A 26,678-nucleotide genomic window follows, 5' to 3' on the forward strand; every position below is an offset into this window, starting at 1 on the left:
GGTCGGCGATGGGCGAGGTGCGCGCGCAGGTGGGGGTGCTCGGCCCGGTGCAGCTGACCATCGACGGGGTGTCCCAGCCGCTGGGCGGGCCCAAACAGCGCGCCGTGCTCGCCTACCTGGCGATCAATGCCAACCGTCCCGTATCCGTCGAGGCCCTCGCCAGCGCGGTCTGGGAGGACAATCCGCCGCCCGACGTACGCGTCAGCCTGCACGCCATCATCTCCAATCTGCGCAAGCCGCTGCGCGACGGCGGCATCGACGCCCGGAACATGCTGCAGCACATGGGCACCGGCTATCGCATCGTGCTCGCGGACCCGGCCTGCGATGTCTTCCGCTTCCGGGCCCGCCGCGAGAACGGCCTGCGCGCCCTCGCCGCCGGACGGTTCGCCGCCGCCACCGCCGCCCTCTCCGACGCGCTCGCCCAGTGGCGCGGACCGGTCCTGTCCGATCTGCGCGGACTCGGCTTCGCCGACGCCTACGCTGTCGCCCTCGACGACGAGCGCATCGGCGTCATCGAGGCTCGCGCCGAGGCCGATATCGCCCAGGGCCGCGCCGAGGGCGTGGTCTCCGAGCTGGCCCTGCTGGTGCGTGATCATCCCCTGCGGGAATCGCTCTGGGAGCAGCTGATCACCGCGCTCTACCTGACCGGCAGGCAGTCCGACGCGCTCGAGGCGGCCCGCCGGCTGCGCGGCATCCTCGCCGAGGAACTCGGCATCGATCCGGGGCATCGCATCCGGGAGCTGGAGTCGCGCATCCTCCGCCAGGATCAGCTCAGTGTGCCGGCGGTCGCGGCGGCCTCGGCCACCCGCGCCACCACCATCGTGGACCGCAGCTGGCACGAGCCACAGGCGCTGCTGCGCGACCGCTCCGGGAACGTCTTCCCGGTGATCGGCTCCACGACCCGCATCGGCCGCCTGTCCGACAATGACATCGCGCTCGCCGACGGCCGGGTCAGCCGCCACCACGCGCTGCTCATCGACAACGGGCACACCTGGGTGATCAAGGACCTGCACTCCTCCAACGGCGTCTATGTCGATGGCGCACGGGTTGCCGACAGCGGATTATTGTCCGATGGAGCGGTGTTGCGCATCGGCGATACCGAACTGGTCTTCCTGCTGGTTCGCGACGAGGACAACGCCGGCTGAACAGCAGTGAATGCCACGTAACAGATCCGCGACGTCCGGAGCCAATGATTAACTGACCCTTCATTACTGATCCCCCTCACCGCCACGAACCCCCAAGCTCGGTCGGCGATCCTCAACGGTAGCCGTTCCTATGCTCACAGGGGTTGCCATGGATCGGAGGCGTTTTCTGAAGCACGCCGCGCAGCTGGGTGGTGCGGCCGGAGCCATGTCGATGCTCCCGCCGAGCCTGGTGCAGGCCTGGGCCGAACCGGCCCCGCCCGGCGGCTGGGACCGGATCGAGCACGTGGTCATCCTCATGCAGGAGAACCGCTCCTTCGACCACTACTACGGCTCCATGGCCGGCGTGCGCGGCTACGCCGATCTCAATGCGCTACAACTGTCCACCGGACGCTCGGTTTTCCACCAGCCCGACGGCGGCCGGGTGGTGCTGCCGTACCCCACCACGCTGCAGAACATCGACGGCACCGATCACGGAACCCGCACCGGCCATGACGCTTTCGCCTTCGGCCGGCACGACGGCTGGATCCCCGCCAAGGGCGAGGGCACCATGGTCGGCTACGACCGCGACAGCCTGGGCTTCTACTACCAGCTGGCCGAGGCGTTCACCCTGTGCGACGGCTACCACTGCTCGGTGAACGGGCCTACCGACCCCAATCGCATGTACCTGTTCACCGGCACCGTGGAAAACCCGCTGGCCCTGGACAATTTCGCGGAGTCCCTGCAGGTCTCGCTGTTCGCCGATGATCTGAAACTGCGCTGGATGCGCAGCCTGCCGGTCGCCGGGATCGTGGACGCCGTACTGGGGATGGTGCACGGACTGACCAGCGCCCTCCCGCACTCGGTCGCCGAATCGCTGGCCGGGCTGGTCGCGCCGCGGACCGGCAATCTGTTCCTCTACGACGCGCTGCTCGGCCCCGACGCCGGACGCTACGTCAACGACATCATCTTCGGCCTGCCCTGGACCACCTACGCCGAACGACTCCAGGAGCGCGGCATCGGCTGGCGCGTCTACCAGGAGTGGGACAACTACACCGACAATGCGCTCGAGTTCTTCCTGCCCTTCCGCGAGGCCGCGCGGGCGGCGCTGAAGTACACCAACGGCGGGCGCGGGGTCGCCTTCGAGAACTTCTTCCGCTATTACGCGGACCTGCAACGGGATCCGAGCCTCGAACCCGCCTACGCCGCCGACCTGAAGCGGGGCCTGGACGAGCTGTCGGCGGGGCAGCGGGCGCTGGTGGAGCAGGGGCTGCTGCGGGCGCGCACCGGCACGCTCGTGGAATCCTTCCGCACCGACGTGGCGACCGGACAATTGCCGACGGTGTCCTGGATCGTCGCGCCCTACGTCGACTGCGAGCATCCGGTCATGGGCCCGCGCAATGGGCAGGCCATGGTGCGCGGGGTGCTGGAGGCGCTCGCCGAACACCCGCACGTCTGGAACAAGACGGTATTCATCCTCAACTACGACGAGAACGACGGGTACTTCGACCACATCCCGCCGCCGGCGCCGCCGCCGGGCGCGGCCGGTGAATACTTCGGCCGCCACAATGTCGGCCTGGGCGCGCGGACACCCGCGATCATCGTGTCGCCGTGGAGCAAACAGGCCGTCTGCTCCGAATTGTTCGACCACACCTCGGTGCTGAAGTTCCTGGAGCGGGTCACCGGTGTCGCCGAACCGAATATCAGCCCGTGGCGGCGGGCGGGGTGCGGCGACCTGTCCTCGCTGTTCGACTTCGGCGCGCGCCGCACCCTCATCCTGCCCACCGCCGCCCCGCGCGCCGAGCAGACGATGTCCGGTGTCGCGCAACCGCTTCCGTTCGTGCAGCGCCTGCCGAAGCAGCAGAGCGGCAGCAAGGCGCGGGTACCGCTGCCGTACCGGATGCAGGCCCGGTGCGCGCCCAACGGGCAGGGCGGGATCACCGTCGCCATCGACAACGGCGGCCCCGGCGCCGCGCACTGCCGGGTGCATCCGAACGCCTTCGCCGCGGACTTCACGCCGACCCGGTTCGACATCCCCGGCGGCGGCGCTGTCGCACAGGACTTTCCGGCGGTGAACGGACGCTACGACTATTCGGTGTACGGCCCCGACGGCTTCCAGCGCCGCTTCGCCGGCGATCTCACCGGTCCGTGCGGCGCGCTGCGGGTCACCGCCGCCGCGGCCGCCTCCGGCAGGCGCAAGCTCTCCTGGGTATTCGAAAATGGCGGGACGCACCGTGTTTCGGTCGCGGTGGTCTCCAATGCCTACCGTAACGACGGGCCCTGGACCATCGAGATCGCGGCGGGCGGGACCGAACGGCGCGAGATGTCCTGTGACGCCGACGCCGAGGGCGCGGGCTGGTACGACTTCTCGGTGACGGCCGCCGCCGATGCCGGATTCTGGTGCCGGGCACGCGGATTCGTGGAAACGGGAGCCGCCGGACGGACCGCCGACGACGCGGCGCCCTTCGACCGGCTGCTGCTCGACCGGTCCCTCTACGAGCCCGGCCGGGATCTGGTCGTCAGCTACGGCCTCGCGGGTGCGGTGGCCGGGCATCGCCTCGCCGTCTACTCCGATCCCGGTGGCCTGGCCACCACGGTGCCCGCCACGCCCGCGCTGCGCACTCTCACGCTGGGGAACGGGGTGACGCGGGATCAGGTGGTCCTGCCGGTCATCGCCCAGCCGGGCGCGGCCGATGCCGCGGTCGCTCCGGTAGCGGGCCTGCGGCAGGTCGGCGCGGCCGTGGTCCCGGCCGACGCGGCCCTGCGGCCGGGTCCGCTGCCGACGGGCTCCTACCTGCTGCATCACCTGGATGACGCGGGCCGGCCGCTGGCCCATCCGGTGCGCTTCCGAGTGCTCTGATCCCGACTGCCTGGTACAGCGGGACAGTTATGCAGCAGGTTCTAGACATATCGTGAGTTTTGTCTTACCGTCGGTTCATGAGTTCAACGGCGTCTCATGCGGTGCGATTCGAACTGCGCTCCGGCGAAACCTGGCGCGACCCGTATCCCATGTATTCCCAGCTGCGCGACCACGATCCGGTCCACCGGGCCGTCCCGGAGGGCCGCGAATCCGACGACTTCTACGTCCTGTCCCGGCACACGGACGTGTACGCGGCCGCCCGCGACCCCGAGACCTTCTCCTCGGCCTCCGGCCTGACCGTCGACTACGTCGACCTGCTGGCCGCCGGATTCGGCGCCGCCAAGCCGTTCGTCTTCATGGACCCGCCCGACCACACCGATTTCCGCCGCCGGGTATCGCCGGGATTCACACCCCGGCAGGTCAATTCGGTCGAACCCGAGGTGCGCGCCTTCGTCATCGAGCGCATCGAGGGCCTGCGGGCCGCGGGCTCCGGCGATATCGTCAAGGACCTGTTCAAGCCCCTGCCCACCATGGTGGTGGCGCACTATCTCGGTGTGCCGGAACAGGATCGGGGCAAGTTCGACGCGTGGACCGAGAACATCGTCGGCGGCGCGGTCGAGGGTGCGGGGCTGGCCGCGGGCGACCAGAACGCCTTCACCGCGGTCGGTGAAATGGTCGGCTACTTCAGCGAACTCATCGACCGGCGGCGCAAGGAACCCGGCGACGACACCATCTCGCACCTGCTGGCCTCCGGGCTCGGCGCGGACGGCGACAACGAGGGCCTGCTGGCCATGCTCGGCTTCGCCTTCACCATGATCACCGGCGGCAACGACACCACCACCGGAAACCTCGGCGGCGCGGTGCAACTGCTCACCGCCTTCCCCGACCAGCGCCGCCTGCTGGTGGAGAATCCGGCGCTCATCCCCGACGCCGTCGAGGAATTCCTCCGCATGACCTCCCCGGTCCAGGGCCTGGCGCGGACCGCCACCCGCGATGTGGAGCTGCACGGCGTCACCATCCCCGCGGGCCGCCGCGTGCTGCTGCTCTACGGGTCGGCCAACCGCGACGAACGCGAATTCGGGCCCACCGCCGCCGAACTCGACGTGCGCCGCAATCCCAAGCGCATCATGACCTTCAGCCACGGCCACCACCACTGCCTCGGCGCGGCCGCCGCCCGCATGGTGGCACGCGTTGCCCTGGAGGAACTGCTGGCCCGCTGCCCCGACTTCACCGTCGATCTCGATACCGTGCAGTGGGCGCACGGCAACTACGTGCGCTGGCCGATCTCCGTCCCGTTCCGGGCGACGGCCTGACCGACTCCGGGCCGACCACCGCGCAAGGTCGGCCCGGTCGCACCGTCCGCGCACCGCGCGGGCAGAGTGTGAACGAGTGGGTCCGGTGGCGGCTGCCCGCCGCCGGATCCGCGAGCAGCGAAGGGACATCCATGAGCCGAGACTGGCTGGCCGACGGCCGCGCCGACCTGGCCGCCGAGCGCATCCTCGATGCCGCCGCGCGCCTGTTCGCCGAACGCGGCGTCACCGCGGTCGGCATGGGCGATATCGCCAAGGCGGCCGGATGCTCCCGCGCGACCCTCTACCGGTACTTCGACAACCGGCAGGCCGTCCGCCTGGCCTTCGTGCACCGCGCCACCCGCCGCATTGCCGGGGGCGTGTTCGAGCAGGTCGCCGCGATCGAGGATCCGGGCGAGAAGGTGGTCACCGCCATGCTCGGCGCGATCCACGCGGTCCGGGCCGACCCCATGCTCATCGCCTGGTTCCGGCCCGGCGAATCCGGCGCGGCCGGACGCATCAGCCAGGACTCCGACGTCATCGAATCCATTGCGGCGGGCCTGTTCACGCCCACCGCCCTCACCGATCCCGAACGCAGCCGCCTGGCCCGCTGGCTGACCCGCATCATCGTCTCCTTCCTCGCCGCCCCCGGCCGCGACGACGCCGAGGAGCGCGCCATGCTGGAGGAGTTCGTGGTGCCGGTCGTCAGCCGGGCTTTCGTGTGATCCGCGAGCCCGAACGCCGGGCGCCCGGCGTTCGATAGGCTGCCTGCTCATGTCCGCTCCACGTTCGCTGGCCGAAGTCCGCACGCGCATCGATGTTCTCGACGGTGACCTGATCCGGCTGCTGGCCGAGCGACAGGAGTTGGTGCGCGCGGCCGCCACTTTCAAGGCCGACGAGCAGGCCGTGCGCGCGCCCGATCGCGTGGAGCGGGTTGTGGCGCTCGCCCGCGAGCGTGCCGACGCGGCCGGACTGGCGCCCGCCGTCGCGGAAGCGGTGTGGCGGGCCATGATCGGAGCCTTCATCGACCTCGAACTGGACGAGCACGCCGCCCGGCGCTGAACGTGCCGGACCGGGCGGCGATGCCGGATCGATCGATCAACGGCTTGCCCGGTGGCCGACGTGGTGGCCGTAGAGGCGGTCGGACAGTGCGGAGGCGAGATCGGTCACGGCTTCCCGTGCCACGCGCATGGGCATGGCGTGGAAGACGTGCCAGAGATTGCGGTACTCGCGGTGCCGCAGGGGCGCAGCCGATTTCGCCGCCAGGGCGGCGAAGCGGCGGGCGTCCCCGGCCAGTAGATCGTCGCCCGCCGAATGCAGGACGATGGGCGGCAGGCCGGTGATGTCGCGGTAGAGCGGAGACCGGGCGCGGCGCTCGTCCTCGGGGACACCCGGCAGGTAGGCATCCATGAACTGCGCCATGAGCGGCGGGTTCAGCAGCGGCTCCCGGCTCGGATCGCACTGGAAGGCCGAGGAATTCGCGGTCAGGTCCAGCACCGGGCAGATGAGCCCGAGGATCGCGGGTTGCGGCCACTGCTTCTCACGCAGCCGCAGGGCCAGATCCAGCGCCAGGCCGCCGCCGGCCGAATCACCGACCACCGCAATGCGTTCGGCCGGGATGCCCGCCGCGAGCAGGGCTCGATAGGCGGCGACGGTGTCGTCGATGGCGGCCGGGTACGGGTGCTCGGGGGCCAGCCGGTAATCCAGAGCGTGCACGGTGGTCCCCATGGCCGCCGCCAGCGCGCCGGTGAGGGTGCGGACCATGCGCGGCATGCCGATCACATAGCCGCTGCCGTGCAGGTACAGCACCGCGGCATCGGCGGGCGCCGAACGGGGAGTGAGGGTTTCGACCGGTATGCCGCCGAGTCGACTGGTCTCGACGGCGATGCCGCGGGGCGCCCGGGCGAAGGTGGTGCCCGCGCCGACCCGGGCGCGGACCCGGGACCAGTCGGGGGCGGGGCCGAACCACCAGTGGCCCACCAGGCGGGAGAGCAAGCGCCAGAACGCTATTTCCACGATCTCACTTCCGGCTCTCGACACGCTGATTCAGGTCGTAGTCGACCGGATCCGGTGCGCTGCGGATCAGCTTCTCGTAGCGCCCCGGGGTCCACGGCCACAGCTCGGGCAGCCCGTCCTTGCCGAGGTACCAGCTGGTGCAGCCGGTGGTCCACACCGTGCTCGGGGCGGCGGCCCGCATCCGCGCGTTGTAGCGGTCGGTGGCGGCGCGGGTGGGGGCGACGGTCGCGAATTCACCTGCCTGCCACCGTCGCAGCCAGCCGACGATACGGGCTGACTGCGCCTCGGCGACCGCGGTCAGCGGATGATTGGCGAAAGGGCTGTGCGGGCCGACGAGCATGAACAGATTCGGGAAGTCCGGCATCATGACGCCCTCGAAGGCGCGCGGGCCCTGCTCCCAGGCCTGATCCAGGGTGCGGCCGTCCAGTCCGGTGATGGCCATCGGGCGCATGAAAGCGTGCGAGTCGAATCCCGTTGCCAGGACCAGGAGGTCGAGCTCGTGCAGGCCGCCGCCGGTGGTCACCACGCCGCGCTTCTCGACGTGATCGATGCCCTCGGTCACCAGCGTGACATCGGGGCGCTGCACCGCCTGGTAGAAGCGGTCGGACACCACCAGCCGCTTGCACATGGCCTGATAGTCGGGCGTCAGCTTGCGGCGCAGTTCAGGATCCTTGACCGACCGCAGGTTTCGCTCCACCACCCACTGGATGAACCGGCGCACCCGGCCGGGACGCACCAGGCCCTGCGAGAACACGGCGAAGGCGGCGCGATTGAACCAGTAGGGGAGTGCGCCCAGCGCGGGGATCAGCGAGTAGAGCCGCTTCGACACCCGCGTGTAACGCCGGTTCACCGTCGGCAGGATCCACTGCGGAGTGCGCTGGAACAGTACGACTTCCGGCACCGTGCCCGCGAGCGCGCTCACCAGCTGGGTGCCGGTGGAGCCGGTGCCGATGACGCCCACCCGCTTGCCGGTCAGCTCGACATCGTGCCGCCAGCGCGCGGAATGCATGACCGGGCCGCCGAATTCGTCCAGGCCGGGGATGTCCGGCCGGCTCGGGTGGTGCAGGAAACCCGTTGCGCACAGCACGAAGTCGACGCGCCGGGTCACGCCGTCGGAGGTGGTGAGCTGCCAGCCGTCGCCGTCGAACACCGCGCCGGTCACCTCGGTCCCGAAGCGGGTACGCCGGTGCAGTCCGTGCTCGCGCGCCACCCCGACCAGGTAGTCCTTGATCTCCGGTCCGGCCGAATACAGGTGTGACCATTCGGGATTCATGGCGAACCGGAATTGGTAGTACCGCGAGGGCACATCGCACACCAGGCCCGGATAGCTGTTGTCGCGCCACGTGCCGCCGTACTCGTCGGCCTTCTCGTAGAGGGTGAAGTCGGTGAATCCGGCCCGCTGCAGAGCCACGGCCATGCAGATCCCGGAGATTCCGGCGCCCACGATGGCGATCCGCGGTGTGTTCATGGGACGCGAGCCTAGACAGCTGTCCGACATGGTGGGAAGACTTTCGAGTAAATCAGTAGACATTCCGTCATTCGATAGACACAGTGTAAAGCCACTGCTACCGTGTGCGCCAGATCACAAGCTCGAGGCAAGGAAGCACGATGCGCGCACTCCAGTGGACCGGCCCGGAAAAGGTGCAGATCAACGACATCCCGGTCCCGGACATCGGACCCACCGACCTGCTGGTGAAGGTCGGCGCCGCGGGGGTCTGCCACTCCGACCTGACCCTGGTCAACTTCCCGATCCAGCTGCGCGAGGATCCGCTCACCCTCGGCCACGAGATCGCCGGCACCATCGAGGCCATCGGCTCGGACGTGAACGGGCGCGAGATCGGTGAACGTGGCGTCGTCTACCTGTTCTGGACCTGCGGCGTCTGCCGGGAATGCGTGAGCGGCAACGAGAACGTCTGTCTCGCGGCGGGTCGCGTCGCCATGCCGCCCTGCCCCGGACTCACCATCGAGGGCGGCATGTCGGAGTACGTGCGGATTCCGGCGAGCTCGTTCGTGCCCATCGGCGACCTGGACTTCCTGCAGGCCGCGCCGGTCGCCGACGCCGCCCTCACCGCCTACCACGCCATTCGCGGTGCGCGCGAAGCACTCCGGCCCGGCGGCACCGCGGTCGCCATCGGCATCGGCGGGCTCGGGCACGTGGCGGTGCAGATCCTGCACGCCATCTCCGGCGTGCGGGTGATCGCCGTGGACCAGGCGCAGGAGAAGCTGGACCTGGCCGCCGACTGCGGTGCGGAACTCGGCATCCTCTCCGGCGGCGACACCGCCCAGCAGATCCTCGACCTCACCGACGGCCGCGGCGCGGACGCCGTCTTCGACTTCGTCGGCGTGGACTCCACCGCCAAGCTGGCCTGCGAGACCGTCGCCCCCAACGGCGCCTACCGCATGGTCGGAATCGGCGGCGGCGCACCGGAAATCACCGCCGGACCGGCCGGCGGCCCCGGCTGGCCGTGGGGCGCGACCGTGCGGAAATCGCTGGGCGGCACCCGCAGCGACCTGCACGCGTGCGTGGCCCTCGCCCAGGCGGGCAAGCTGCACATGGAGGTCGAGCGCTTCGACCTCGCCGAGGGGCCGGAAGCCTTCCGCCGCCTGGACGCGGGCCAGATCCGGGGGCGCGCGGTCCTGGTGCCCTGACCGACTCGCGAATGAGCCCGAGACAGGCCGGACGAATCAGCCTGCGGCGGGCTCTATCTCGCCGAGGAACTTCGCGACGCGCGCCGCGATCTCGTCCGGGAACTCGCCGTTGATGGCGTGCGAGGCCGCCGGCCACACCTCGAATTGACCACCGGGCACCAGCTTTCGCGCCTTGTCCGCCAGCTTGCGGGCATTGTGCACGATGCTGCGCCCGGCGAAGATCCCGAGGAACGGCATAGCCAGTGCCGAAAGCTGGTCCTTGGCAGGCTGATTCGTCATCGGCAGATAGGAGGAGAAGTCCTTCATGCCCGAGGCGATCAACCTGCCCTCGGGCAGGTCCTGCGGCGCCGACACCCCGCCGGAAATCCAGCTCAACAGCCTGTTGCGCCAGGTCTCCGGCATCCCCGGCAGCACCGAACCCAGCGACACCAGAACCATCTTCCAGGTCACCCCGCCGAACACGAACGGTGCGTCCAGGGTGATGAGCGAGGCCACCTGATCGGGATGGTGCACTGCCAGATTCACCGCCGACCATCCGCCGATCGACACGCCCAGCACATGCACCGGCCGAGGCTCCAACGCCGCCAGTGCCTCCGACAGCCACGCCGCCTGATCGACCTCGTCGGTCAGCGGCCCGGACTGCACGCTCAACCCCGGCTCACCCAGCAGATCCAGCGTGATCACCGGCCGCACCGCCAGCAGCCCCGGCAGATTCGCCGCCCACATCGGTGTCGCCGCCTGCCTGCCGGGCAGCAGCACCAGCGGCGTCGCCTCCCCGTCTCCGAATCGATACGCCCGCACCGTCCCGAAACTCGTTGGCACATCGATGGTCTCCCGCTCGGGTGGCAACAGCTCGAACCCGTCCCGATACGCCCCCGCATACCGCCGGTACCCCGCCGTCTCGCGGAAGTACCCGACCCGCTTGCCCTTGAACTTCGGTCCCACGTTGCTCTCGGGAAACTCGACCATGTTTTCCACGCTAATCTCCGAGCCGCGTGCGGCGACGAGTCGACCCTCGCGAAACCCGTCGGGTGAACTTCGGTGCAACCCGGCGGCATCTCATTGCAACCCCGCGATGCGGCGCTCCAGCCAGCGGCGGGATTCGGCGTCGCGGGCGTGGACGAGGACCTTGCGGCGGGCGGCGGGGGAGAGCGCGGATAGCAGGCGGGCCAGGCGTTTTCGGGTATCCCAGCTGATCAGGTAGCGGACCGCGCCGGCGATGGCGGCGTCATCGGCCAGGTCGACGGCGCGGGCGAAATCGGTGCGGTTCTCCAGATCCAGGAACTGGGCCGGAATGCGTTCGTGCGGCGGGTAGCCCGAGTAGGCGCCGGTGCCCGCGGCGTACCAGGCGCACAGGCGCAGGATTCGATCCACCGCATCCGGGTACGCCGTCGACAGCAGGGCCCGGGCCGCTGCCACCTGGGGTCCGGTCAGACCGCCGCCGGAGGTGGACGTATCGAGAAAGGTCTCGGTGTAGGGCATGAGTGGTGCGGGGATCTCGGCCACCCAGAGCCGGGCGGTGCGGTCGGTTTCGGCCTGGCGCTGCTCGGCCACGCGGTATTCGCGCAGGGGAACGGCGATGCCGCGCACGGCCAGCCATTCCAGCGAGCGGACGCCGTCGGCCAGCAGCGCGTCCTGGGGCCAGCCGTCCCAGCGGATCGAATAGCCGTGATGCAGGGTCACCGTGGTGAGTGGACGCTCGTCGGTGTCGAAGAAGTCGAGCACCACATCGCCCCAGCACATGCACACGAAACCGGACAGGTCGGCAACGCGCAGGGCGTCCCGCAGCGCTCGCACGGCAATCGGGTCCCGTTCCTCCAGCAGGGTCGGCGCGTCCCCGGGCATCTCCCTGACCCTGACGCTGTGCGCATGCGCCAGCACCCGATCCAGCGCGACCGGATCGCCGCCCGCGGACGTTCCCCCGAATGCCATACCGAAACACTAATCCGCCCACCGGTCCCCGGCGTGGTGTTGCGGCGGCACGCGGGTGCGTTCTCGGTGACCAGCCCGTTGCTGAACTGGTACGTACCAGCTGATGATACGGTGCCGTGTGACGCCGACAACTCGCCAGATGGTGACCGACCGGTGAGAACTGCATTGTTGCCGAGAAGCCAGATTTAGGAGAGACAGTGGCGATATCGGACTCCTCGCGAGACGCTGCCGGTCCCGCTGCCCAACGCACCACCGGACTGTTCCGCACCAAGAGCGTCGAACAGTCGATCCGGGACACCGACGATCCCGATGCCAAACTTCGCAAGGACCTGACCTCGTGGGACCTCACGGTCTTCGGCGTCGCGGTCGTGGTCGGCGCCGGTATCTTCACCCTCACCGCGCGTACCGCGGGCAACATGGCCGGACCCGCGGTCTCGCTGGCCTTCGTCTTCGCGGCCGTCGCCTGCGGCCTGGCCGCACTCTGCTACGCCGAATTCGCCTCGACCGTGCCCGTCGCGGGCAGCGCGTACACCTTCTCCTACGCCACCTTCGGTGAGCTGGTCGCCTGGATCATCGGCTGGGACCTCATCCTGGAATTCGCGCTCGGCACCTCGGTGGTCGCCAAGGGCTGGTCGCAGTACCTGGGCACGGTCATGGGCGGGCGTCAGCCCATCTGGCACTTGGGGTCGGTCAAGTTCGACTGGGGTGCGGTCGTTCTGATCGCCGCGCTCGGCGTGCTGCTCGCCCTCGGCACCAAGCTGTCCTCGCGGGTCTCCGCGGTCGCGGTCGCCATCAAGCTGGCGGTTATCGCGCTGGTGGTCGTGGTCGGCGCCACCTACTTCAAGGTCTCGAACCTGAAGCCCTTCATCCCCGCATCGGTCCCCAACGCGGACTCCGGCAGCGCGAGCAAGCTGCAGCAGACCCTGTTCCAGCTGGTCACCGGCGGCGGCAACAGCCACTACGGCTGGTACGGCCTGCTGGCCGCGGCCTCCATCGTGTTCTTCGCCTTCATCGGCTTCGACGTGGTCGCCACCGCCGCCGAGGAGACCAAGGACCCGCAGCGCAATGTGCCGCGCGGCATCCTGGGCTCGCTGGCCATCGTGACCGTGCTGTACGTGGCGGTCTCGCTGGTGCTCACCGGCATGGTGTCCTACAAGGACCTGCAGGGCAACGACGCCACCCTCGCGACCGCCTTCGCCCTGCACGGGGTCACCTGGGCCAAGAACATCATCTCGGTCGGCGCGCTGGCCGGTCTGACCACGGTCGTCATGGTGCTGTTCCTGGGCCAGACCCGCGTGCTGTTCGCCATGTCCCGCGACGGCCTGATGCCGCGCCGGCTCGCGCACACCGGCCCCAAGGGCACGCCGGTGCGGATCACCGCCATCGTCGGCGTCATCTGCGCGGTGCTGGCCGGGTTCGTGGACTTCGGCACCCTGGAGGAAATGGTCAATATCGGCACGCTGTTCGCGTTCGTGCTGGTGTCCGTCGGCGTGGTCGTGCTGCGCCGCAACCGGCCGGATCTCGAGCGCGGCTTCCGCGTGCCGCTGGTGCCGCTCATCCCGATCCTGTCGGTCATCGCCTGCGCCTGGCTCATGTTCAACCTGTCGGTGGAGACCTGGCTGCGGTTCGTCATCTGGATGGCACTGGGCCTGGTCGTGTACTTCGCCTACGGCCGACGGCACTCGGTGCTGGCCCGCGCGGAGGCGAAAACCGGTAGCTGATCGGGTGCTCGAGTTTGGTGCTGGTGGTGTGTCTTCCCTACGCCACCTCGCGGAATGCGGTTCAATTGCTCTGAATATTGAGAGTTGTGCCACAAGTTCGGCCCATCAGCACCGTCTCAGCATCCCGAGAGGAACCGATCGTGAGCATGCTCCTCGCTGTGCATGACGCCTACACCACGGTTGTCGCGCAGATCGGCAACCCGACCCCGGAGACCCCGCCCGTAGCGGACAAGCTGATGAAGCTGGTCCGCTACTTCACCTGGTTCACCATGCTGTCCGGCGTCACCGCCATCACCTACGGCGGTGGCCGGTTCGCCTGGGAGAAGTGGAGCGGCGGCGGCCTCGAATCACCGAAGATGGTGGCCGGAGCGATGATCGGTGGCGTCACCGCCACCAGCGCCGGCACCATCATGAACGCCGTCATCGGCAATTAGAACCACTCTCGTAATTCGCGGCCATACCTCCCAAGGCCGTGGGCTTCGCCTCCGATTCCCTTGTCGGGACCGAGGCTTGCGGGTGCGCCGGATACCGGCGCACCCGTTGGCTTCTCGCTGCTAGCTCTGGCCCAGCATGGTGTTCATCTGGGTGATCTCCTGCTGCTGGGCGGTCACGATGGACTGCGCCAGAGCCTTCGATTCGGCGTTGGCGCCCTGTGCCAGTTCGGTATTCGCCATGGTGATCGCGCCCTGATGGTGCTCGATCATCATCTGCATCCACAGCGTGTCGAAGTCCGGGCCGGACAGGCCCGCCAGCTTGGTCATCTGGTCCTTCGACATGATGCCGGGCATGTCGTGACCCATGTCGCCGCTCGGCGCGGGCTTGCCGAAACTCTGCAGCAGCGTGGTGATCTGCCGCATCTCCGGCGACTGTGCCTGCTCCACGGCCGTGGCCAGGGTGATCAGCTGCTGGTTCTGCGAGCGGGTGGGCACCAGCTTCGCCATCTCCACGGCCTGTGCGTGATGCGGGTACATCATCTGCAGGAACGTGATGTCGGCGGCGTTGAAATCGCTGCGGGTGGCCGCCGGCGCCGAGGTGCCGGTCGCGCCGTGGTCCATGCCGGGCATGCTGCCGTGATCCATGGCCGTGGTGGTCGAGGACGGCGCGGCCTTCGAGGTGTCGCCGTCATTGCTGCTGCAGCCGGCGGCGATCAGGGCGGTGGCCGCGGTGCCGGCGATCAGGGCGAGCTTGATCCGGGTGCTGAACATGGTCGAACTCCTTGGTGGGTACTGGCGAATCGGAAAATGAGCAGGCGGAAACCCGCGTCCGCGTGGGAGATACGCGGCCGCGGCGGCCCATCAGATCCGCAGGATCGCCAGTTCGGCCAGGGAGAGCACCGTCCAGGGTGGCGGACGGGCGTGATGCGCGCGCGGGTGGCGCGGTGTCGAGGTGGCGGCGTCGCGACGGCCGATACCGACCCAGGCCAGCACGGCCAGACCCAGTCCGAGCAGCAGCGCGGCGAGCACGAACAGGCAACCGTGCATTCCGGCGTGGCCATTGCCGCAATCGCCGCCGCAGCCGGGCATGGACATCTCGTGGTCCGCGCCCGCGGCCATCGCGATCGGGGCTATACCCGCCATGGGCAGAACGGCGTCGTGCAGGTGCTCGGTCATGACGGTCGCCGGGCTCCCGGCGTGGTCGCCGGACATGCGGTCGTGGCTCATGCCGAGGACGAGCGCGTGCATGGCCACCAGCCCGGCCAGCAGGGCGAGCAGCCCGAGGGCCCGGATGAACCGGGTGCCTCGGGGCTGCTGCTCGATCACGGCGGCCATTCTACGGACCTGCCGCCGCCCCGGGCCGGATACCCCCTGTCGGTATCGTCATGGGACGCGCCGCCTCGCCATCGCGAGGATCGGCGGGGTGGGCGGTAGCCTGACGGCCGTGTCACAGCGCGAACTGGTCATTCTGGGGACGGCCAGCCAAGTACCGACCAAACAGCGCAATCACAACGGGTACCTGCTGCGGTGGGATCGCGAGGGGTTGCTGTTCGACCCCGGGGAAGGCACCCAGCGGCAGATGAGCTTCGCCGGTGTGGCCGCCAGCGGGATCACCCGCATCTGCATCACCCACTTCCACGGGGACCACTGCTTCGGCCTGCCGGGTGTGCTGGGCCGCATCAGCTTGGACGGGGCGCTGCATCCCGTGGACGTCTACTTCCCGGCGTCCGGCGAGGTCTATTACGAACGGCTCATCGATTCCTCGGCGCACAACCGCCAGGTGGAGCTGTGCCCGCACCCGATCACCGAAGCCGGTGAATTGCCGCCGCCGGGAGCCGATTTCACCCTGCGCGCGGAGCGGCTGTCCCACCCGGTCGAATCGTTCGGCTATCGCCTCGACGAGCCGGACAGCCTGCGCTTCATTCCCGAGCGGTTGCGCGAACTGGGATTGTCCGGGCCGGTCGTGGGTGAATTACAGCGACGCGGCGAAGTCGAGATCGGCGGGCGCACGGTCACGCTCGACGAGGTGAGCGAGGCGCGGCCGGGGCAGAGTTTCGCGTTCGTCATGGACACGCGGCTCTGCGATGGCGTCCACGACCTGGCCCGGGGCGTGGACATGCTCGTCATCGAGTCCACCTTCATCGATGCCGATGAGCACCTGGCGATCGAATACGGTCATCTCACGGCGGGGCAGGCGGCGCAGGTGGCGGCGCGGGCGGGGGTCCGCACCCTGGTGCTGACCCACTACTCGCAGCGCTACCGCACCCTGGACCAGCATTTGGCCGATGCCCGTGCCCATTTCGACGGTGAGATCGTGGTGGCCGAGGATCTGATGCGCATTCCGGTGCCCCCGCGCCGCTGAGCGGGCGACCGCGCCGCCGGGGGTGCGAAGTTTCCATGCGGCCGCGCGGCGGTGGCGGGCCCGGGCATGATGGTCGGCATGGACTCGCACGAGGAACTCATCGCACTCGCCGACCGCTACTGGGACGCCATGCTGGAGTCCGCGCCCAGCGAGGCGACCCTGTTGGGGGACAGGCGATTCGACGATCGCATCGAGGATCTGTCGGTCGCGGCGGAGGAACGGCTGCTGGGTACCTGGCGGGGGCTACTGACCGAGGTGGATGCGCTGGATCCGGCGCGGCTGGGTGACGAGGACCGGACCACGCGGAGCCTGCTGCGCACCGAATTGGCTTCGGCGGTCTCGCATCTGGAGTGGCGGCCCGTCGAGATGGCCTCGGATCAGATGACGGGCGTGCACGCCGGGATGCTGACCATGGCTCCCCTGGTGAACGCACCCGAACCGGAGAACGCGCAGCGGCTGGTGCAGCGCTACCGGCAGTTCGGCACGCTGATGAACCAGGCCGTGGAGCGCTTCCGGGCGGGACTCGCGGCCGGGCGCACGCCCGCGCACATCACCATCGAGCGCTCGCTCAATCAGCTGGACGGCTACCTGGCCTCCGATCTCGCCGACGACCCGTTCGTCACCCTGGCCGGCCCGGCGGGCTGGGATGGCGAAACCGCCTGGCGCGCAGAGCTGGCCGAGGTCGCGCGGGAGGTCATCCGGCCCGCCTTCGCCGCCTACCGGGCGGTGCTCGCCGCCGAGCTCGAACCCGTTTCGCGCCCCGATGACAAGCCCGGCCTCTGCTGGCTCGGCGACGACGGCGCCGACATCTACCGCCGCCTGCTGCGCCACCACACCACATTGCCCGACCTGGGCGCGGACGAGATCCACCAGCTCGGGCTGGACGAATTGGCCCGCCTGCGCACCGAATACGAGGAGGTGGGCGGCCGCCTGTTCGGCCTCGCCGAGCAGACCGCCATCTTCGCCCGGCTGCGCGAGGATTCGGCGCTGCGCTATGGCGACGGTGCGGAGATCATGGCGGACGCGCGGGCGTATCTGGCCGCCGCCCAGGCGGAGATGGGCAACTGGTTCGGCCGGCTCCCGCGCCAGTCCTGCGACATCCTGCCGGTCCCCGACTTCCTGGCCGCGGATGCGCCCGCGGCCTACTACTTCACGCCCGCAGCCGACGGCTCCCGGCCTGGCGCCTACTACGTGAATCTGCGGGAACCCAAGAGCCGCAACCGCTACGAGACCGCCGCGGTCGCCTACCACGAGGCCATCCCCGGCCACCACCTCCAGCTCACCATCGCCAACGAGCTGGACCATCTCCCGCGTTTCCAGCGCATGTCCTTCTCCAATACGGCCTTCGTCGAAGGCTGGGCGCTCTACACCGAGCGCCTCGCCGACGAAATGGGCCTGTACCCCGACGATCTCACCCGGATCGGCATGCTCGCCGCTGACTCCTGGCGCTCCTGCCGCCTGGTCGTGGACACCGGCCTGCACGCCAGGGGCTGGACCCGTCAGCAGGCCGTCGACTTCATGTCCGCCAATGCTCCCGTCGGGCTCGAGGAGATCCGGGTGGAGATCGACCGCTACATCGCCATGCCCGGCCAGGCGGTCGCCTACAAGGTCGGCCAGCTGGAGATCCGCCGCCAGCGCGCCCTGGTCACCGACCGCCTCGGATCCGCCTTCGACATCAAGGCCTTCCACGACACGGTGCTCGGCTCCGGCTCGGTCAGCCTCCCGGTTCTGCGCGATCTAGCCGACTCCCTCTGACACTCGGTGGCGGGCAGGCCGGTAGGCCCGTGGCTCACCGGCCTGCCCGCCCGGTGACAGATCGATCAGTGGCAGATCTTGTCCGCGACATCGGCAGGAACGCCGATCTCGGTGCAGTGCAGGGCGCTGCCGAGGTCCACGGGCTTCCAGCCGCCGCCGGCCGCCACGTAGCGGAACAGGACCTGGGCCCGGTTGACCGTATTGTTGTGGGTTCCGCTGTGGGCCATCGCCCAATCGCCCGAGCAGTCGATCCGATCCTCGAGTTCGACCGGCTGCGCCAATCGCGACTCGATGTCGGTGCCGTGCAATGCCTGGAGCAGAACGGATTTGGTGACCGGGCACACCGGCGGGGTGCCCGCGGAACTCGGATCGGTCACCTCGGCCGGGAAGTCACGATCCGGGGTGACGGTGTGATCGTCCGCGCCCAGGGTGAGCGTGACGGTGACCGGTCCGCCCGAGGGACAGCAGCTGGCGTCCTGACCGGCGAGCCACCGGTACTGGACCTGGACACTGCGATCGGACGAGCCGACCACCTGGGTGTACGACGTCGACTTCTTGGTCGCGGTACCCAGGTAACCCGCGTGGTTGAACAGCATCACGTGCCAAGGTGAGCTGGCCGTGCCGTGCGGTGTCCCGGCGAGCACCCACAGCAGGGCGGGGCAGGAGCCGACGGCGGCATCGGTGCCGCTGTCCGCGTAGTACCCGTCACCGCCGACACCGGAGCCGAGTCTGCCCAGCGCGGCCGTGACCACCGCCGACTTCAGATCGACGCATTTGCCGTTTCCGGCGGTGGCGGGAGCGCCGTCACCGCCGGGCTGCGTGGCGCCCGGCGACTGCTGCGGGGCGGGAGACTGAACAGTTCCCGGCGCGGTCACGATGGCGGAGCTCGGCACCGACGCCCCGCTGGTCGCCGGTGTCGAACCACCGTCCTGACACGCCGTCGCCAGGGCCATCGCGGCGACCGCCGCGATGATGCCAACGATCCTCTTCATGGACAATCCCTCCCACTCGGTACTACCGAGCACGTCGAGTCCCGGACGCAGATCGTTGCGCCCCCGATTCCATGGGACCGCCGGCTCGCTGCCGACGCAACCCGCGCCGGCCGTTGCGAGGCTTCGTGTTTCGCGTCCCACGCTTGCCGGCGCAACCGCACCGGGAATAGCGGCCCGGATGGCGTGTTCGACAGTGGTGGTGAGTTGTGTTGAGGGAAGGGGCTGCCGGTGACGGCTACGGATGTGAGGTCGTCGATCGGGTTGCGGTCGGAGCGGGGGCCGATTCTCGCGGCGATCATGTTGTCGACGTCGCTGGTGGCATTGGACTCGACCATCATTGCCACCGCGGTGCTGACGATCACCGATCAGCTCGGTGGGTTCGCGCAGTTCCCTTGGCTTTTCAGCATCTACCTGCTGGCGCAGGCGGTGACGGTGCCGATCTACGGGAAGCTCGCCGACATGGTGGGGCGGAAACCGGTGATGCTGTTCGGGATCGGGGCCTTCGCGGTGGGATCGCTGCTGTGCGGGCTGGCGACGAGCATGCCCGCGCTGATCGCGTTCCGGGCGGTGCAGGGCATCGGGGCGGGCGCGGTCAGCCCGATCTCGATGACCATCGCGGGCGACATCTACACGGTGCCGGAACGGGCCAAGGTGCAGGCGTATCTGGCCAGTGTGTGGGCGACCTCGTCGGTGCTGGGGCCACTGCTCGGCGGCGTGTTCTCCGAGTACATCAGCTGGCGGTGGATCTTCCTGATCAACCTGCCGCTGGCGGCGCTGGCGGCCTGGATGATCCTGCGGAACTTCACCGAAAGCGCTCCGCGGCAGAGCCATCGGATCGACTACCTCGGTGCGGGACTGCTCGCCGTCGGGGCCGGGGCGCTGATCCTGGCCCTGCTCGAGGGCGGCCAGGCGTGGGCCTGGGGCTCACCCGCGAGCCTGGTGCTCTTCGCGGGCGGTGGGGTGACGCTGGCGTTGTTCGGACTGGTGGAGCGGCGGGCCGCGAATCCGATTCTGCCGCTGTGGGTTTTCACCCGCCGCATCGTCGTGGCCAGCAGCCTGGCCTCGCTGCTGGTCGGCGCGATCCTGCTGGGTCTCACCTCGTACGTGCCGACCTTCGCGCAGGGTGTGCTGGGCAGCGGGGCGCTGATCGCGGGTCTCACCGTCGGCGCGCTCACGCTGGGCTGGCCGGTGTCGGCGTCGCAGGCCGGAAAGGTGTACCTGCGCATAGGTTTCCGGGCGACGGCGGTGATCGGCAGCCTGTTCGCCGTGGTGGGCGCGGCGTCGCTGCTGGTGGTGGACGCGCGGTCGAGCCTGTGGCAGTTGGCGATCGGCTGTTTCGTCGTCGGCATGGGGATGGGCCTGGTGGCCAGCCCGACCCTGATCGCCGCCCAGGCGAGCGCCGAATGGTCGGAGCGGGGCGTGGTCACCGCCACCAATATGTTCGCCCGCTCGCTGGGCAGCGCGGTCGGCGTGGCCGTGTTCGGCGCGCTGGTCAATGCCCGGCTCGGGAAGGCCGGCCAGCCGGCCGCGTCGGACCTCGCGCCGGCGGTGCACCTGGTGTTCCTGGGCGTGGCCGCCATGGCGGTGGTCCTCATCGGTGCGGCGGCCGTCATGCCCCGGCGGAGCGCGGGCGACTCGGAAATCCATTCGGCCTGAACACGATCGACATGTGATTTGCGGAATCGCAGAATAGCGCCGGGATCGGTTAATTCCGCAAAAAGACCGCCGACCGTGCCGAATGGAATACTTCGGCAATGATCTAGCACACTGTAGGTGTGGTTGAGGTCGAGGACGTATTGGGCCGGTTACGGCGGTATCCGGATGTCGAAGCGGTGAACCTGTATGCGGTCGATGCCGCCGACCGCCTCATGCTGGATGTCGCCGCGGATTCGCTGGCCACCGCCGGGGACGGGCGGGTGGCCGTGATCGACGACGGCTACGGGGCGTTGACGCTCGGGGCCATCGCCGCTCACGACCTGCACGGGGTCCGGGTGCATCAGGATTTGCTCACCGGGGAATTGGCCCTCGCCAACAATGCCCGAATTGTCGGTCTTGCCGATCGCTTTTCGACCCGCGAATTGGGCGCGGGATTGCTCTCCGATGTCCGCGTGGTGCTGTGGCGGCTGCCGCGCGCGCTGTCCGGCCTGGCCGAAACCGCCGAGGCCATCGCGCGCTGGGCCGCACCCGATGTCGAGGTCTTCGCCGGCGGCCGCGACAAGTACCTGACCCCCGCCATGAACGAGGTGCTCGCCGAATCCTTCGGCTCGGTGCGCGCCACCCGCGGCCGCCAGAAATCCCGCATCCTGCTCGCCGCCGAGCCCAAAACCATTGGCGAGCCCCGTTTTCCGATCCGCAACCGGCTCGACGAGCAGGGCCTGGAGGTGGTGGCCCACGGCGCGGCCTTCTCCGGCCCGCGCCTGGACATCGGCACCCGCTTCCTGCTCGACCACCTGAAGCGGATGAAGCCAGATGCCCACGATGCCATCGATCTGGGTTGCGGCACCGGCATTCTCGCGGTCGCACTCGCCAAGGCCCGGCCCGGCATCCGGGTGACGGCGACCGACCAGTCCGCGGCCGCTGTGGCCTCCACCCGCGCCACCGCCGCCGCCAACGGCGTCGCCGACCGGGTCACGGTGCTGCAGGACGACGCCATGTCCAGCGCTCCCGACAACAGCGCCGACCTGGTGCTGTGCAACCCGCCCTTCCATGTCGGCGCGGCCGTGCACACCGGCTCGGCCATCAAGATGTTCCAGCAGACCGGCCGGGTGCTGCGACCCGGCGGCGAGCTGTGGACGGTCTACAACACCCACCTCAACTACCGGGGCGTCATGGAACGCATGGTCGGCAGAACCGATGTGATGGGCCGCAATCGCAAGTTCACCGTGACCCGCTCGGTGCGTCCCCTGTGACCCGCTGGGATCCGGCCACTGTGACCCGCTGGGTGCCCGGCCTGCGCGACGTCGAATAATCGGGCGCATGGGACGAATCGATCTTCGAATCTTCACCGAACCCCAGCAGGGCGCGTCCTACGACACGCTGCGCACCGTCGCCAAGACCGCCGAGGACCTGGGCTACGACGCCTTCTTCCGGTCCGACCATTACCTGAAGATGGGCGACGCCGACGGTCTCCCGGGCCCCACCGACGCCTGGATCACCCTCGCGGGCCTGGCCCGCGAGACCCGCCGCATCCGGCTGGGCACCCTGGTCACCTCGGCCACCTTCCGCCACCCGGGCGTGCTCGCCATCGAGGTGGCCCAGGTCGACGCCATGTCCGGCGGCCGCGTCGAATTCGGTTTCGGCGCGGGCTGGTTCGAGGCCGAGCACGCCGCCTACGGCATTCCGTTCCCGGCCCGGAGGTTCCCGCGCTTCGAGGAGCAGCTGGCGATCGTCACCGGGCTGTGGTCGACGCCGGTCGGCGAGACCTTCTCCTTCGCCGGCGAGCACTACACGCTCACCGATTCCCCGGCGCTGCCCAAGCCCGCGCAGCCGCGTATCCCGGTCATCATCGGCGGCATGGGCGCCGAGCGCACCCCGCGCCTGGCCGCGCAGTACGCGACCGAGTTCAACGCGCCGTTCCAGTCGGCCGAGGCCAGTGCCGAGCAGTTCGAGCGAGTTCGCGTGGCCGCCAAGGACACCGGCCGCGATCCGCATCACATCACCTTCTCCAACGCGCTGGTCGCCTGTGTCGGCGCGAGCGATGCCGAGGTGGCGCGGCGCGCGGCCGCCATCGGGCGCGAGGTGGACGAGCTGAAGGCCAACGGCCTGGCCGGCAGCCCGGACGAGGTGGTCGAGAAGATCGGCCGCTATGCCGAGATCGCCGGTACCAGCCGGGTTTACCTGCAGATTCTGGATCTGTCCGATCTGGATCACCTGGAGCTCATCGCAACTCGCGTGATGAGCCAGCTGGGCTGAGACCGGCTTCCGGGGCGGCCGGACGGCGGCTTATCGGGCGGCGCACTCGGTAAAGCTAAGGTAAAGTCCGGTTCGTCCGATCTGTGGGGGTTCGGGAACTCCGAGCCCCCACAGCGCGTTGGACGAGTAGCTTCAATGGCCACGACCGACGTGAGCCGCGACTCCAGAAAGGGACGCACGGAAATGCGCTCCACATCCAACCCGGTCTTCCGGAACTTGCAGCCGCAGCAGGGCGGCTACGCCGGCTTCGGCTCGGCGCCTGGAGCCGGACAGTTCCCCAACAACCCGTACGGTCAGCAGCCGCAGTACCCGGGCTACCAGCAGCCCTACCAGCCGGCCGTACCGACCACCCGCCCGATGACCATCGACGATGTGGTGCAGAAGACCGGCATCACCCTCGGCGTGGTCACCCTGACGGCGATCCTGTCCTACGCGCTCACCTCGGCCAACCACGGCCTGGCCGTGCTGTTCCTCGCGGTCGGCGGCCTCGGCGGCTTCGCGCTCGCCATGATCATGACCTTCGGCCGCAAGCAGGACAACCCGGCGCTGGTGCTCAGCTACGCGGCGCTGGAAGGCCTGCTGCTGGGCTCGTTCTCGTTCCTGTTCACCAATGTGCAGTTCGGTGGCGTCGGCGGATCCGGCCTGATCGCGCAGGCGGTGCTGGGCACCTTCGGCGTCTTCTTCGGCATGCTCGTGGTCTACAAGACCGGCGCGATCCGCGTCACTCCGCGCTTCACCCGCATGATCGTCGGAGCCATGATCGGCATCCTGGTGCTGATGCTCGGCAACCTGGTCGCCAGCTTCTTCACCGCCGACGGCTTCGGCCTGCGTTCGGGCGGCACCCTCTCGATCGTGTTCAGCCTGGTGGTCATCGGTGTCGCGGCCTTCAGCTTCCTGCTGGACTTCGACGCCGCCGACCAGCTCATCCGGGCCCAGGCTCCCGAGAAGGCGGCCTGGGGCGTGGCATTCGGCCTGACCGTGACCCTGGTCTGGCTGTACCTCGAAATCCTGCGCCTGCTGAGCTACTTCCAGGACAGATAGTCCGGGAAGGGCTGACATAGCTGAATACCTGAGTGGGCGGGCATCGGAATCCGGTGCCCGCCCACTGCTGTGTAGCCAGCCTGAGAGCGTTCAGTCGTTGGTCACCACCTCCTTCAGGACGTCGGTGGCGACGTGATTCTCGCCGCAGTCCGCGGCCAGGACCCCGACGCTGGAGCAGTTGCGCAGGCGCAGCGGCAGGATCTCCTGGTAGGCGGTCGACTCGTACCAGTCGGTCACGGCCTGATAGTCGGGGAACTCGATGACGATGACGATCGCACTGGCCGGGCCCTCGATCACCCGCTGCGTGCCGCCGTGCACGATGAACTTCCCGCCGTAGGGCGCCAGCGTGCCGTCGATTCGCTCCAGGTATTCGACGACCTCGGCATTGATGTCGACGTCCCACAGGTTGGCGATGGCGTAGGCGGGCATTTCAGGCTCCTCGGTCGGATTGCTTTGCTGCCCTTGATATTTCCGCCTGCGGGAAACGAAGTCGATTACCCACCAGGTAAAGCCGGCTGCTGAGGGGGTGTGGCCCACCTTCCCCCAAACAAATTGGGCCGCCCGACCGTGAGGTCGGGCGGCCCAACTATCGCCGTAGCTCGGCTACGGGTATCTCGTGCCTCAGCTCAGGCGCTCGATGATCATCGCCATGCCCTGGCCGCCACCGACACACATGGTCTCCAGACCGAACTGCTTGTCGTGGGTCTGCAGGTTGTTGATGAGGGTCGCGGTGATGCGGGCACCGGTCATACCGAACGGGTGGCCGAGGGCGATGGCGCCACCGGACACGTTCAGCTTGTCCAGGTCCATGTTCAGCTCACGGGCGGAGCCGAGCACCTGCACGGCGAAGGCCTCGTTGATCTCGTACAGGTCGAGGTCGTCGATGGTCATGCCCGCGGTCTTCAGGGTGTTGCGGACCGCCTGGATCGGGCCGAGGCCCATGATCTCCGGGGACAGGCCCGAGACGCCGGTGGCCACGATGCGGGCCAGCGGGGTCAGGCCCAGCTCGCGCGCCTTGACGTCGGACATGACGACCAGGGCTGCCGCGCCGTCGTTCAGCGGGCAGGCGTTGCCGGCGGTGATGGTGCCGTCGGCGCGGAAGACCGGCTTCAGCTGCGAGATCTTCTCGTAGGTGGTGCCGGCGCGCGGGCCGTCGTCGGTGGTGACGATGGTGCCGTCGGGCAGGGTGACCGGGGTGATCTCCCGCTCGAAGAAGCCGGACTTGATGGCCTCCTCGGCGCGGTTCTGCGAGCGCACGCCCCAGTGGTCCTGGTCCTCGCGGGAGATGCCGGTGTAGGTGGCGACGTTCTCCGCGGTCTGGCCCATGGCGATGTAGACGTCCGGGAGGATGTCGTCGTTGCGCGGGTCGGTCCAGGTGGCGTTGGACTCGGCGGTCGCCTTGGTGCGGCCCTCGGCCTCGGCGAACAGCGGGTTGTGCGAGTCCGGCCAGCCGTCGGCGGTGCCCTTCGGGAAGCGCGAGACGGTCTCGACGCCGGCGGAGATGAACACGTCGCCCTCGCCGGCCTTGATGGCGTGGAAGGCCATCCGGGTGGTCTGCAGCGAGGACGAGCAGTAGCGGTTGACGGTGACGCCCGGCAGGGAGTCGTAGCCCAGCTGCACGGCCACGGCGCGCGCCATGTTGAAACCGGCCTCACCGGCGGGCTGGCCGCAGCCCAGGTGCAGGTCGTCGATGTCGGAGACGGCGAGCGAGGGCACCTTGTCGAGGGCGGCGCGCACCATCTGCGCGGCGAGGTCGTCCGGCCGCATGCTCACCAGAGAACCCTTGCCAGCGCGGCCGATGGGCGAGCGGGCGTACGAAACGATGACGGCCTCAGCCATGAGGACTCCTTTTTTGCTGGGGTGATCCTCTTCGAATTTACGACGGGTGTGTTCCGGCTCAAACATCCGGTACGCCCGTATCCCAACTACTGAACTGTGGGATATCGCTCACTCTCGCAGCTCTCGTGCCGCGCTGCCCGCCGGCAGCGCGGCACGGACAGGGTGAAAGATGGGGCAGCACAGCGATGAAGCTGGGTTACCCGAGCAGGTCGAGGCGCGATATGGGTCGGACCGGGATGTTCGGCAAGTCGACGACGGTGGGTCACCCGGGGACGTCGAAGGCGCTGTGCGCCGGAATGTTCGGCATGTCGGTGTAGACGGTGACGATGATGTGCCCCGGCCCGGTGTCCTGGAACAGGGCGTAGTGCTCGCTGCCGTAGAAGCCGGCCAGCACGGGCACTCGATATTCGCCGGCCGCGCCGGTGTCCATGTTCCGCCACGCGACGGTGGCCACGGTGATGCACTGCGGGGCGAAGCTGTACTCGCCCGGATCGAACCCGGCGACCGGCAGCGCCTGGATGCTGATGATCGCCCGGCCGGGCCACTGCGGGCCGGTGTCGGCCCAGGATCGGATATTGCCGCCACAGATCAAGGCATCGTGATAAACGCTCGGGACCTGCGGGAATTCGACGGTTGCGGCCTCCGCGGGCGCGGCTGCGACGATCATGGTCGCGAGGCCGGAGGCGGCGAGCAGGGAGGCGGCGGGCACGCTCGTCGGCATCCACATAGGGCCGATCGTAGTTCGCGGCGCCGTG

At 69.1% G+C, this 26,678-nt stretch carries 24 protein-coding genes; 14 read left to right on the top strand and 10 right to left on the bottom strand.

Going from position 1 to position 26,678, the window contains the following annotated elements; all coding sequences use genetic code 11:
- The first annotated feature begins 8 nt into the window (after positions 1-8).
- The 5 genes from ACWEKS_RS25260 (at position 9) to ACWEKS_RS25280 (ending at position 6,332) form a co-directional block, all read left to right on the top strand.
- Entirely contained in the window at positions 9-1,145 is a 1,137-nt protein-coding gene (locus tag ACWEKS_RS25260) for a BTAD domain-containing putative transcriptional regulator (RefSeq protein ID WP_452342368.1), read from the top strand.
- Between the two features lie 148 nt (positions 1,146-1,293).
- Complete coding sequence (locus ACWEKS_RS25265; RefSeq protein ID WP_452342369.1) at positions 1,294-3,981, top strand: alkaline phosphatase family protein; 2,688 nt, start codon at positions 1,294-1,296, stop codon at positions 3,979-3,981.
- A 77-nt stretch (positions 3,982-4,058) separates the two neighbouring features.
- Entirely contained in the window at positions 4,059-5,294 is a 1,236-nt protein-coding gene (locus tag ACWEKS_RS25270) for a cytochrome P450 (RefSeq protein ID WP_452342370.1), read from the top strand.
- Positions 5,295-5,425: 131 nt separating this feature from the next.
- The gene (locus ACWEKS_RS25275) at positions 5,426-5,995 is read left to right on the top strand and encodes a TetR/AcrR family transcriptional regulator (RefSeq protein WP_452342371.1); all 570 of its coding nucleotides are present in this window, start codon (positions 5,426-5,428) and stop codon (positions 5,993-5,995) included.
- A gap of 49 nt (positions 5,996-6,044) precedes the next feature.
- Positions 6,045-6,332 (top strand): chorismate mutase, encoded by a 288-nt coding sequence (locus ACWEKS_RS25280; protein ID WP_379445972.1) that lies wholly within the window; start codon positions 6,045-6,047, stop codon positions 6,330-6,332.
- A gap of 36 nt (positions 6,333-6,368) precedes the next feature.
- On the opposite strand, the gene ACWEKS_RS25285 is transcribed toward ACWEKS_RS25280, so the two are convergent.
- Positions 6,369-7,286 carry an alpha/beta hydrolase gene (locus ACWEKS_RS25285; RefSeq protein WP_452342372.1) on the bottom strand — a complete coding sequence of 306 codons (918 nt, stop codon included), beginning with the start codon at positions 7,284-7,286 and terminating at the stop codon, positions 6,369-6,371.
- Between the two features lie 4 nt (positions 7,287-7,290).
- Positions 7,291-8,754, bottom strand: coding sequence for a flavin-containing monooxygenase (locus ACWEKS_RS25290; protein ID WP_452342373.1), 1,464 nt, complete (start codon positions 8,752-8,754; stop codon positions 7,291-7,293).
- 140 nt (positions 8,755-8,894) lie between these two features.
- Here ACWEKS_RS25290 and ACWEKS_RS25295 point away from each other — a divergent pair, with 140 nt between their 5' ends.
- Positions 8,895-9,935 carry an NAD(P)-dependent alcohol dehydrogenase gene (locus tag ACWEKS_RS25295; protein WP_379380145.1) on the top strand — a complete coding sequence of 347 codons (1,041 nt, stop codon included), beginning with the start codon at positions 8,895-8,897 and terminating at the stop codon, positions 9,933-9,935.
- A 36-nt stretch (positions 9,936-9,971) separates the two neighbouring features.
- Here ACWEKS_RS25295 and ACWEKS_RS25300 read toward each other — a convergent pair whose 3' ends face one another.
- Positions 9,972-10,904 (bottom strand): alpha/beta fold hydrolase, encoded by a 933-nt coding sequence (locus tag ACWEKS_RS25300; RefSeq protein WP_452342374.1) that lies wholly within the window; start codon positions 10,902-10,904, stop codon positions 9,972-9,974.
- A gap of 90 nt (positions 10,905-10,994) precedes the next feature.
- Positions 10,995-11,867, bottom strand: coding sequence for a hypothetical protein (locus tag ACWEKS_RS25305; RefSeq protein ID WP_452342375.1), 873 nt, complete (start codon positions 11,865-11,867; stop codon positions 10,995-10,997).
- Between the two features lie 197 nt (positions 11,868-12,064).
- On the opposite strand from ACWEKS_RS25305, the gene ACWEKS_RS25310 reads away from it, so the two are divergent.
- Positions 12,065-13,588, top strand: a complete 1,524-nt coding sequence (locus ACWEKS_RS25310) for an APC family permease (protein WP_452342376.1) — start codon at positions 12,065-12,067, stop codon at positions 13,586-13,588.
- 146 nt (positions 13,589-13,734) lie between these two features.
- Positions 13,735-14,022 carry a hypothetical protein gene (locus tag ACWEKS_RS25315; protein WP_356995903.1) on the top strand — a complete coding sequence of 96 codons (288 nt, stop codon included), beginning with the start codon at positions 13,735-13,737 and terminating at the stop codon, positions 14,020-14,022.
- 120 nt (positions 14,023-14,142) lie between these two features.
- Here the strand turns inward: ACWEKS_RS25315 and ACWEKS_RS25320 are convergent, their stop codons facing one another.
- Together ACWEKS_RS25320 and ACWEKS_RS25325 are read right to left on the bottom strand one after the other, a co-directional pair.
- Positions 14,143-14,793, bottom strand: coding sequence for a DUF305 domain-containing protein (locus ACWEKS_RS25320; RefSeq protein WP_452342377.1), 651 nt, complete (start codon positions 14,791-14,793; stop codon positions 14,143-14,145).
- Between the two features lie 90 nt (positions 14,794-14,883).
- The gene (locus ACWEKS_RS25325; RefSeq protein WP_452342378.1) at positions 14,884-15,348 is read right to left on the bottom strand and encodes a DUF6153 family protein; all 465 of its coding nucleotides are present in this window, start codon (positions 15,346-15,348) and stop codon (positions 14,884-14,886) included.
- A 118-nt stretch (positions 15,349-15,466) separates the two neighbouring features.
- Between ACWEKS_RS25325 and ACWEKS_RS25330 the strand changes: the two genes are divergently transcribed.
- Together ACWEKS_RS25330 and ACWEKS_RS25335 are read left to right on the top strand one after the other, a co-directional pair.
- Positions 15,467-16,384, top strand: coding sequence for a ribonuclease Z (locus tag ACWEKS_RS25330; RefSeq protein WP_452342379.1), 918 nt, complete (start codon positions 15,467-15,469; stop codon positions 16,382-16,384).
- 78 nt (positions 16,385-16,462) lie between these two features.
- A complete protein-coding gene (locus ACWEKS_RS25335; RefSeq protein WP_452342380.1) occupies positions 16,463-18,139 on the top strand; it encodes a DUF885 domain-containing protein in 1,677 nt (558 codons plus the stop codon).
- 65 nt (positions 18,140-18,204) lie between these two features.
- Here the strand turns inward: ACWEKS_RS25335 and ACWEKS_RS25340 are convergent, their stop codons facing one another.
- Complete coding sequence (locus ACWEKS_RS25340) at positions 18,205-19,131, bottom strand: LppP/LprE family lipoprotein (protein ID WP_452342381.1); 927 nt, start codon at positions 19,129-19,131, stop codon at positions 18,205-18,207.
- A 228-nt stretch (positions 19,132-19,359) separates the two neighbouring features.
- On the opposite strand from ACWEKS_RS25340, the gene ACWEKS_RS25345 reads away from it, so the two are divergent.
- The 4 genes from ACWEKS_RS25345 to ACWEKS_RS25360 all read left to right on the top strand — a co-directional run bounded on the left by ACWEKS_RS25345 (position 19,360) and on the right by ACWEKS_RS25360 (position 24,084).
- A complete protein-coding gene (locus tag ACWEKS_RS25345; protein WP_452342382.1) occupies positions 19,360-20,787 on the top strand; it encodes an MDR family MFS transporter in 1,428 nt (475 codons plus the stop codon).
- 119 nt (positions 20,788-20,906) lie between these two features.
- Positions 20,907-22,040 (top strand): class I SAM-dependent methyltransferase, encoded by a 1,134-nt coding sequence (locus ACWEKS_RS25350; protein ID WP_379393712.1) that lies wholly within the window; start codon positions 20,907-20,909, stop codon positions 22,038-22,040.
- A gap of 76 nt (positions 22,041-22,116) precedes the next feature.
- Positions 22,117-23,043, top strand: a complete 927-nt coding sequence (locus ACWEKS_RS25355; RefSeq protein WP_452342450.1) for an LLM class F420-dependent oxidoreductase — start codon at positions 22,117-22,119, stop codon at positions 23,041-23,043.
- Between the two features lie 183 nt (positions 23,044-23,226).
- Positions 23,227-24,084 carry a Bax inhibitor-1/YccA family protein gene (locus ACWEKS_RS25360; RefSeq protein ID WP_452342383.1) on the top strand — a complete coding sequence of 286 codons (858 nt, stop codon included), beginning with the start codon at positions 23,227-23,229 and terminating at the stop codon, positions 24,082-24,084.
- 90 nt (positions 24,085-24,174) lie between these two features.
- On the opposite strand, the gene ACWEKS_RS25365 is transcribed toward ACWEKS_RS25360, so the two are convergent.
- The 3 genes from ACWEKS_RS25365 to ACWEKS_RS25375 form a co-directional block, all read right to left on the bottom strand.
- Positions 24,175-24,513, bottom strand: coding sequence for a DUF1330 domain-containing protein (locus ACWEKS_RS25365; protein WP_452342384.1), 339 nt, complete (start codon positions 24,511-24,513; stop codon positions 24,175-24,177).
- A 192-nt stretch (positions 24,514-24,705) separates the two neighbouring features.
- Positions 24,706-25,923 carry an acetyl-CoA C-acetyltransferase gene (locus tag ACWEKS_RS25370; protein WP_452342385.1) on the bottom strand — a complete coding sequence of 406 codons (1,218 nt, stop codon included), beginning with the start codon at positions 25,921-25,923 and terminating at the stop codon, positions 24,706-24,708.
- 262 nt (positions 25,924-26,185) lie between these two features.
- Positions 26,186-26,650, bottom strand: coding sequence for a hypothetical protein (locus tag ACWEKS_RS25375; RefSeq protein WP_364620762.1), 465 nt, complete (start codon positions 26,648-26,650; stop codon positions 26,186-26,188).
- Between the last annotated feature and the right edge of the window lie 28 nt (positions 26,651-26,678).

The organism is Nocardia sp. NPDC004711, assembly GCF_053601595.1.

What these genes read in the sequence shown, in the direction of transcription:
- ACWEKS_RS25370 (WP_452342385.1), bottom strand. Translation starts at nt 25,923, where the DNA reads ATGGCTGAGGCCGTCATCGTTTCGTACGCCCGCTCGCCCATCGGCCGC.
- ACWEKS_RS25315 (WP_356995903.1), top strand. Translation starts at nt 13,735, where the DNA reads ATGCTCCTCGCTGTGCATGACGCCTACACCACGGTTGTCGCGCAGATC.
- ACWEKS_RS25290 (WP_452342373.1), bottom strand. Translation starts at nt 8,754, where the DNA reads ATGAACACACCGCGGATCGCCATCGTGGGCGCCGGAATCTCCGGGATC.
- ACWEKS_RS25300 (WP_452342374.1), bottom strand. Translation starts at nt 10,904, where the DNA reads ATGGTCGAGTTTCCCGAGAGCAACGTGGGACCGAAGTTCAAGGGCAAG.
- ACWEKS_RS25365 (WP_452342384.1), bottom strand. Translation starts at nt 24,513, where the DNA reads ATGCCCGCCTACGCCATCGCCAACCTGTGGGACGTCGACATCAATGCC.
- ACWEKS_RS25335 (WP_452342380.1), top strand. Translation starts at nt 16,463, where the DNA reads ATGGACTCGCACGAGGAACTCATCGCACTCGCCGACCGCTACTGGGAC.
- ACWEKS_RS25260 (WP_452342368.1), top strand. Translation starts at nt 9, where the DNA reads ATGGGCGAGGTGCGCGCGCAGGTGGGGGTGCTCGGCCCGGTGCAGCTG.
- ACWEKS_RS25340 (WP_452342381.1), bottom strand. Translation starts at nt 19,131, where the DNA reads ATGAAGAGGATCGTTGGCATCATCGCGGCGGTCGCCGCGATGGCCCTG.
- ACWEKS_RS25265 (WP_452342369.1), top strand. Translation starts at nt 1,294, where the DNA reads ATGGATCGGAGGCGTTTTCTGAAGCACGCCGCGCAGCTGGGTGGTGCG.
- ACWEKS_RS25280 (WP_379445972.1), top strand. Translation starts at nt 6,045, where the DNA reads ATGTCCGCTCCACGTTCGCTGGCCGAAGTCCGCACGCGCATCGATGTT.
- ACWEKS_RS25320 (WP_452342377.1), bottom strand. Translation starts at nt 14,793, where the DNA reads ATGTTCAGCACCCGGATCAAGCTCGCCCTGATCGCCGGCACCGCGGCC.
- ACWEKS_RS25295 (WP_379380145.1), top strand. Translation starts at nt 8,895, where the DNA reads ATGCGCGCACTCCAGTGGACCGGCCCGGAAAAGGTGCAGATCAACGAC.
- ACWEKS_RS25270 (WP_452342370.1), top strand. Translation starts at nt 4,059, where the DNA reads ATGAGTTCAACGGCGTCTCATGCGGTGCGATTCGAACTGCGCTCCGGC.
- ACWEKS_RS25275 (WP_452342371.1), top strand. Translation starts at nt 5,426, where the DNA reads ATGAGCCGAGACTGGCTGGCCGACGGCCGCGCCGACCTGGCCGCCGAG.
- ACWEKS_RS25305 (WP_452342375.1), bottom strand. Translation starts at nt 11,867, where the DNA reads ATGGCATTCGGGGGAACGTCCGCGGGCGGCGATCCGGTCGCGCTGGAT.
- ACWEKS_RS25375 (WP_364620762.1), bottom strand. Translation starts at nt 26,650, where the DNA reads ATGTGGATGCCGACGAGCGTGCCCGCCGCCTCCCTGCTCGCCGCCTCC.
- ACWEKS_RS25360 (WP_452342383.1), top strand. Translation starts at nt 23,227, where the DNA reads ATGCGCTCCACATCCAACCCGGTCTTCCGGAACTTGCAGCCGCAGCAG.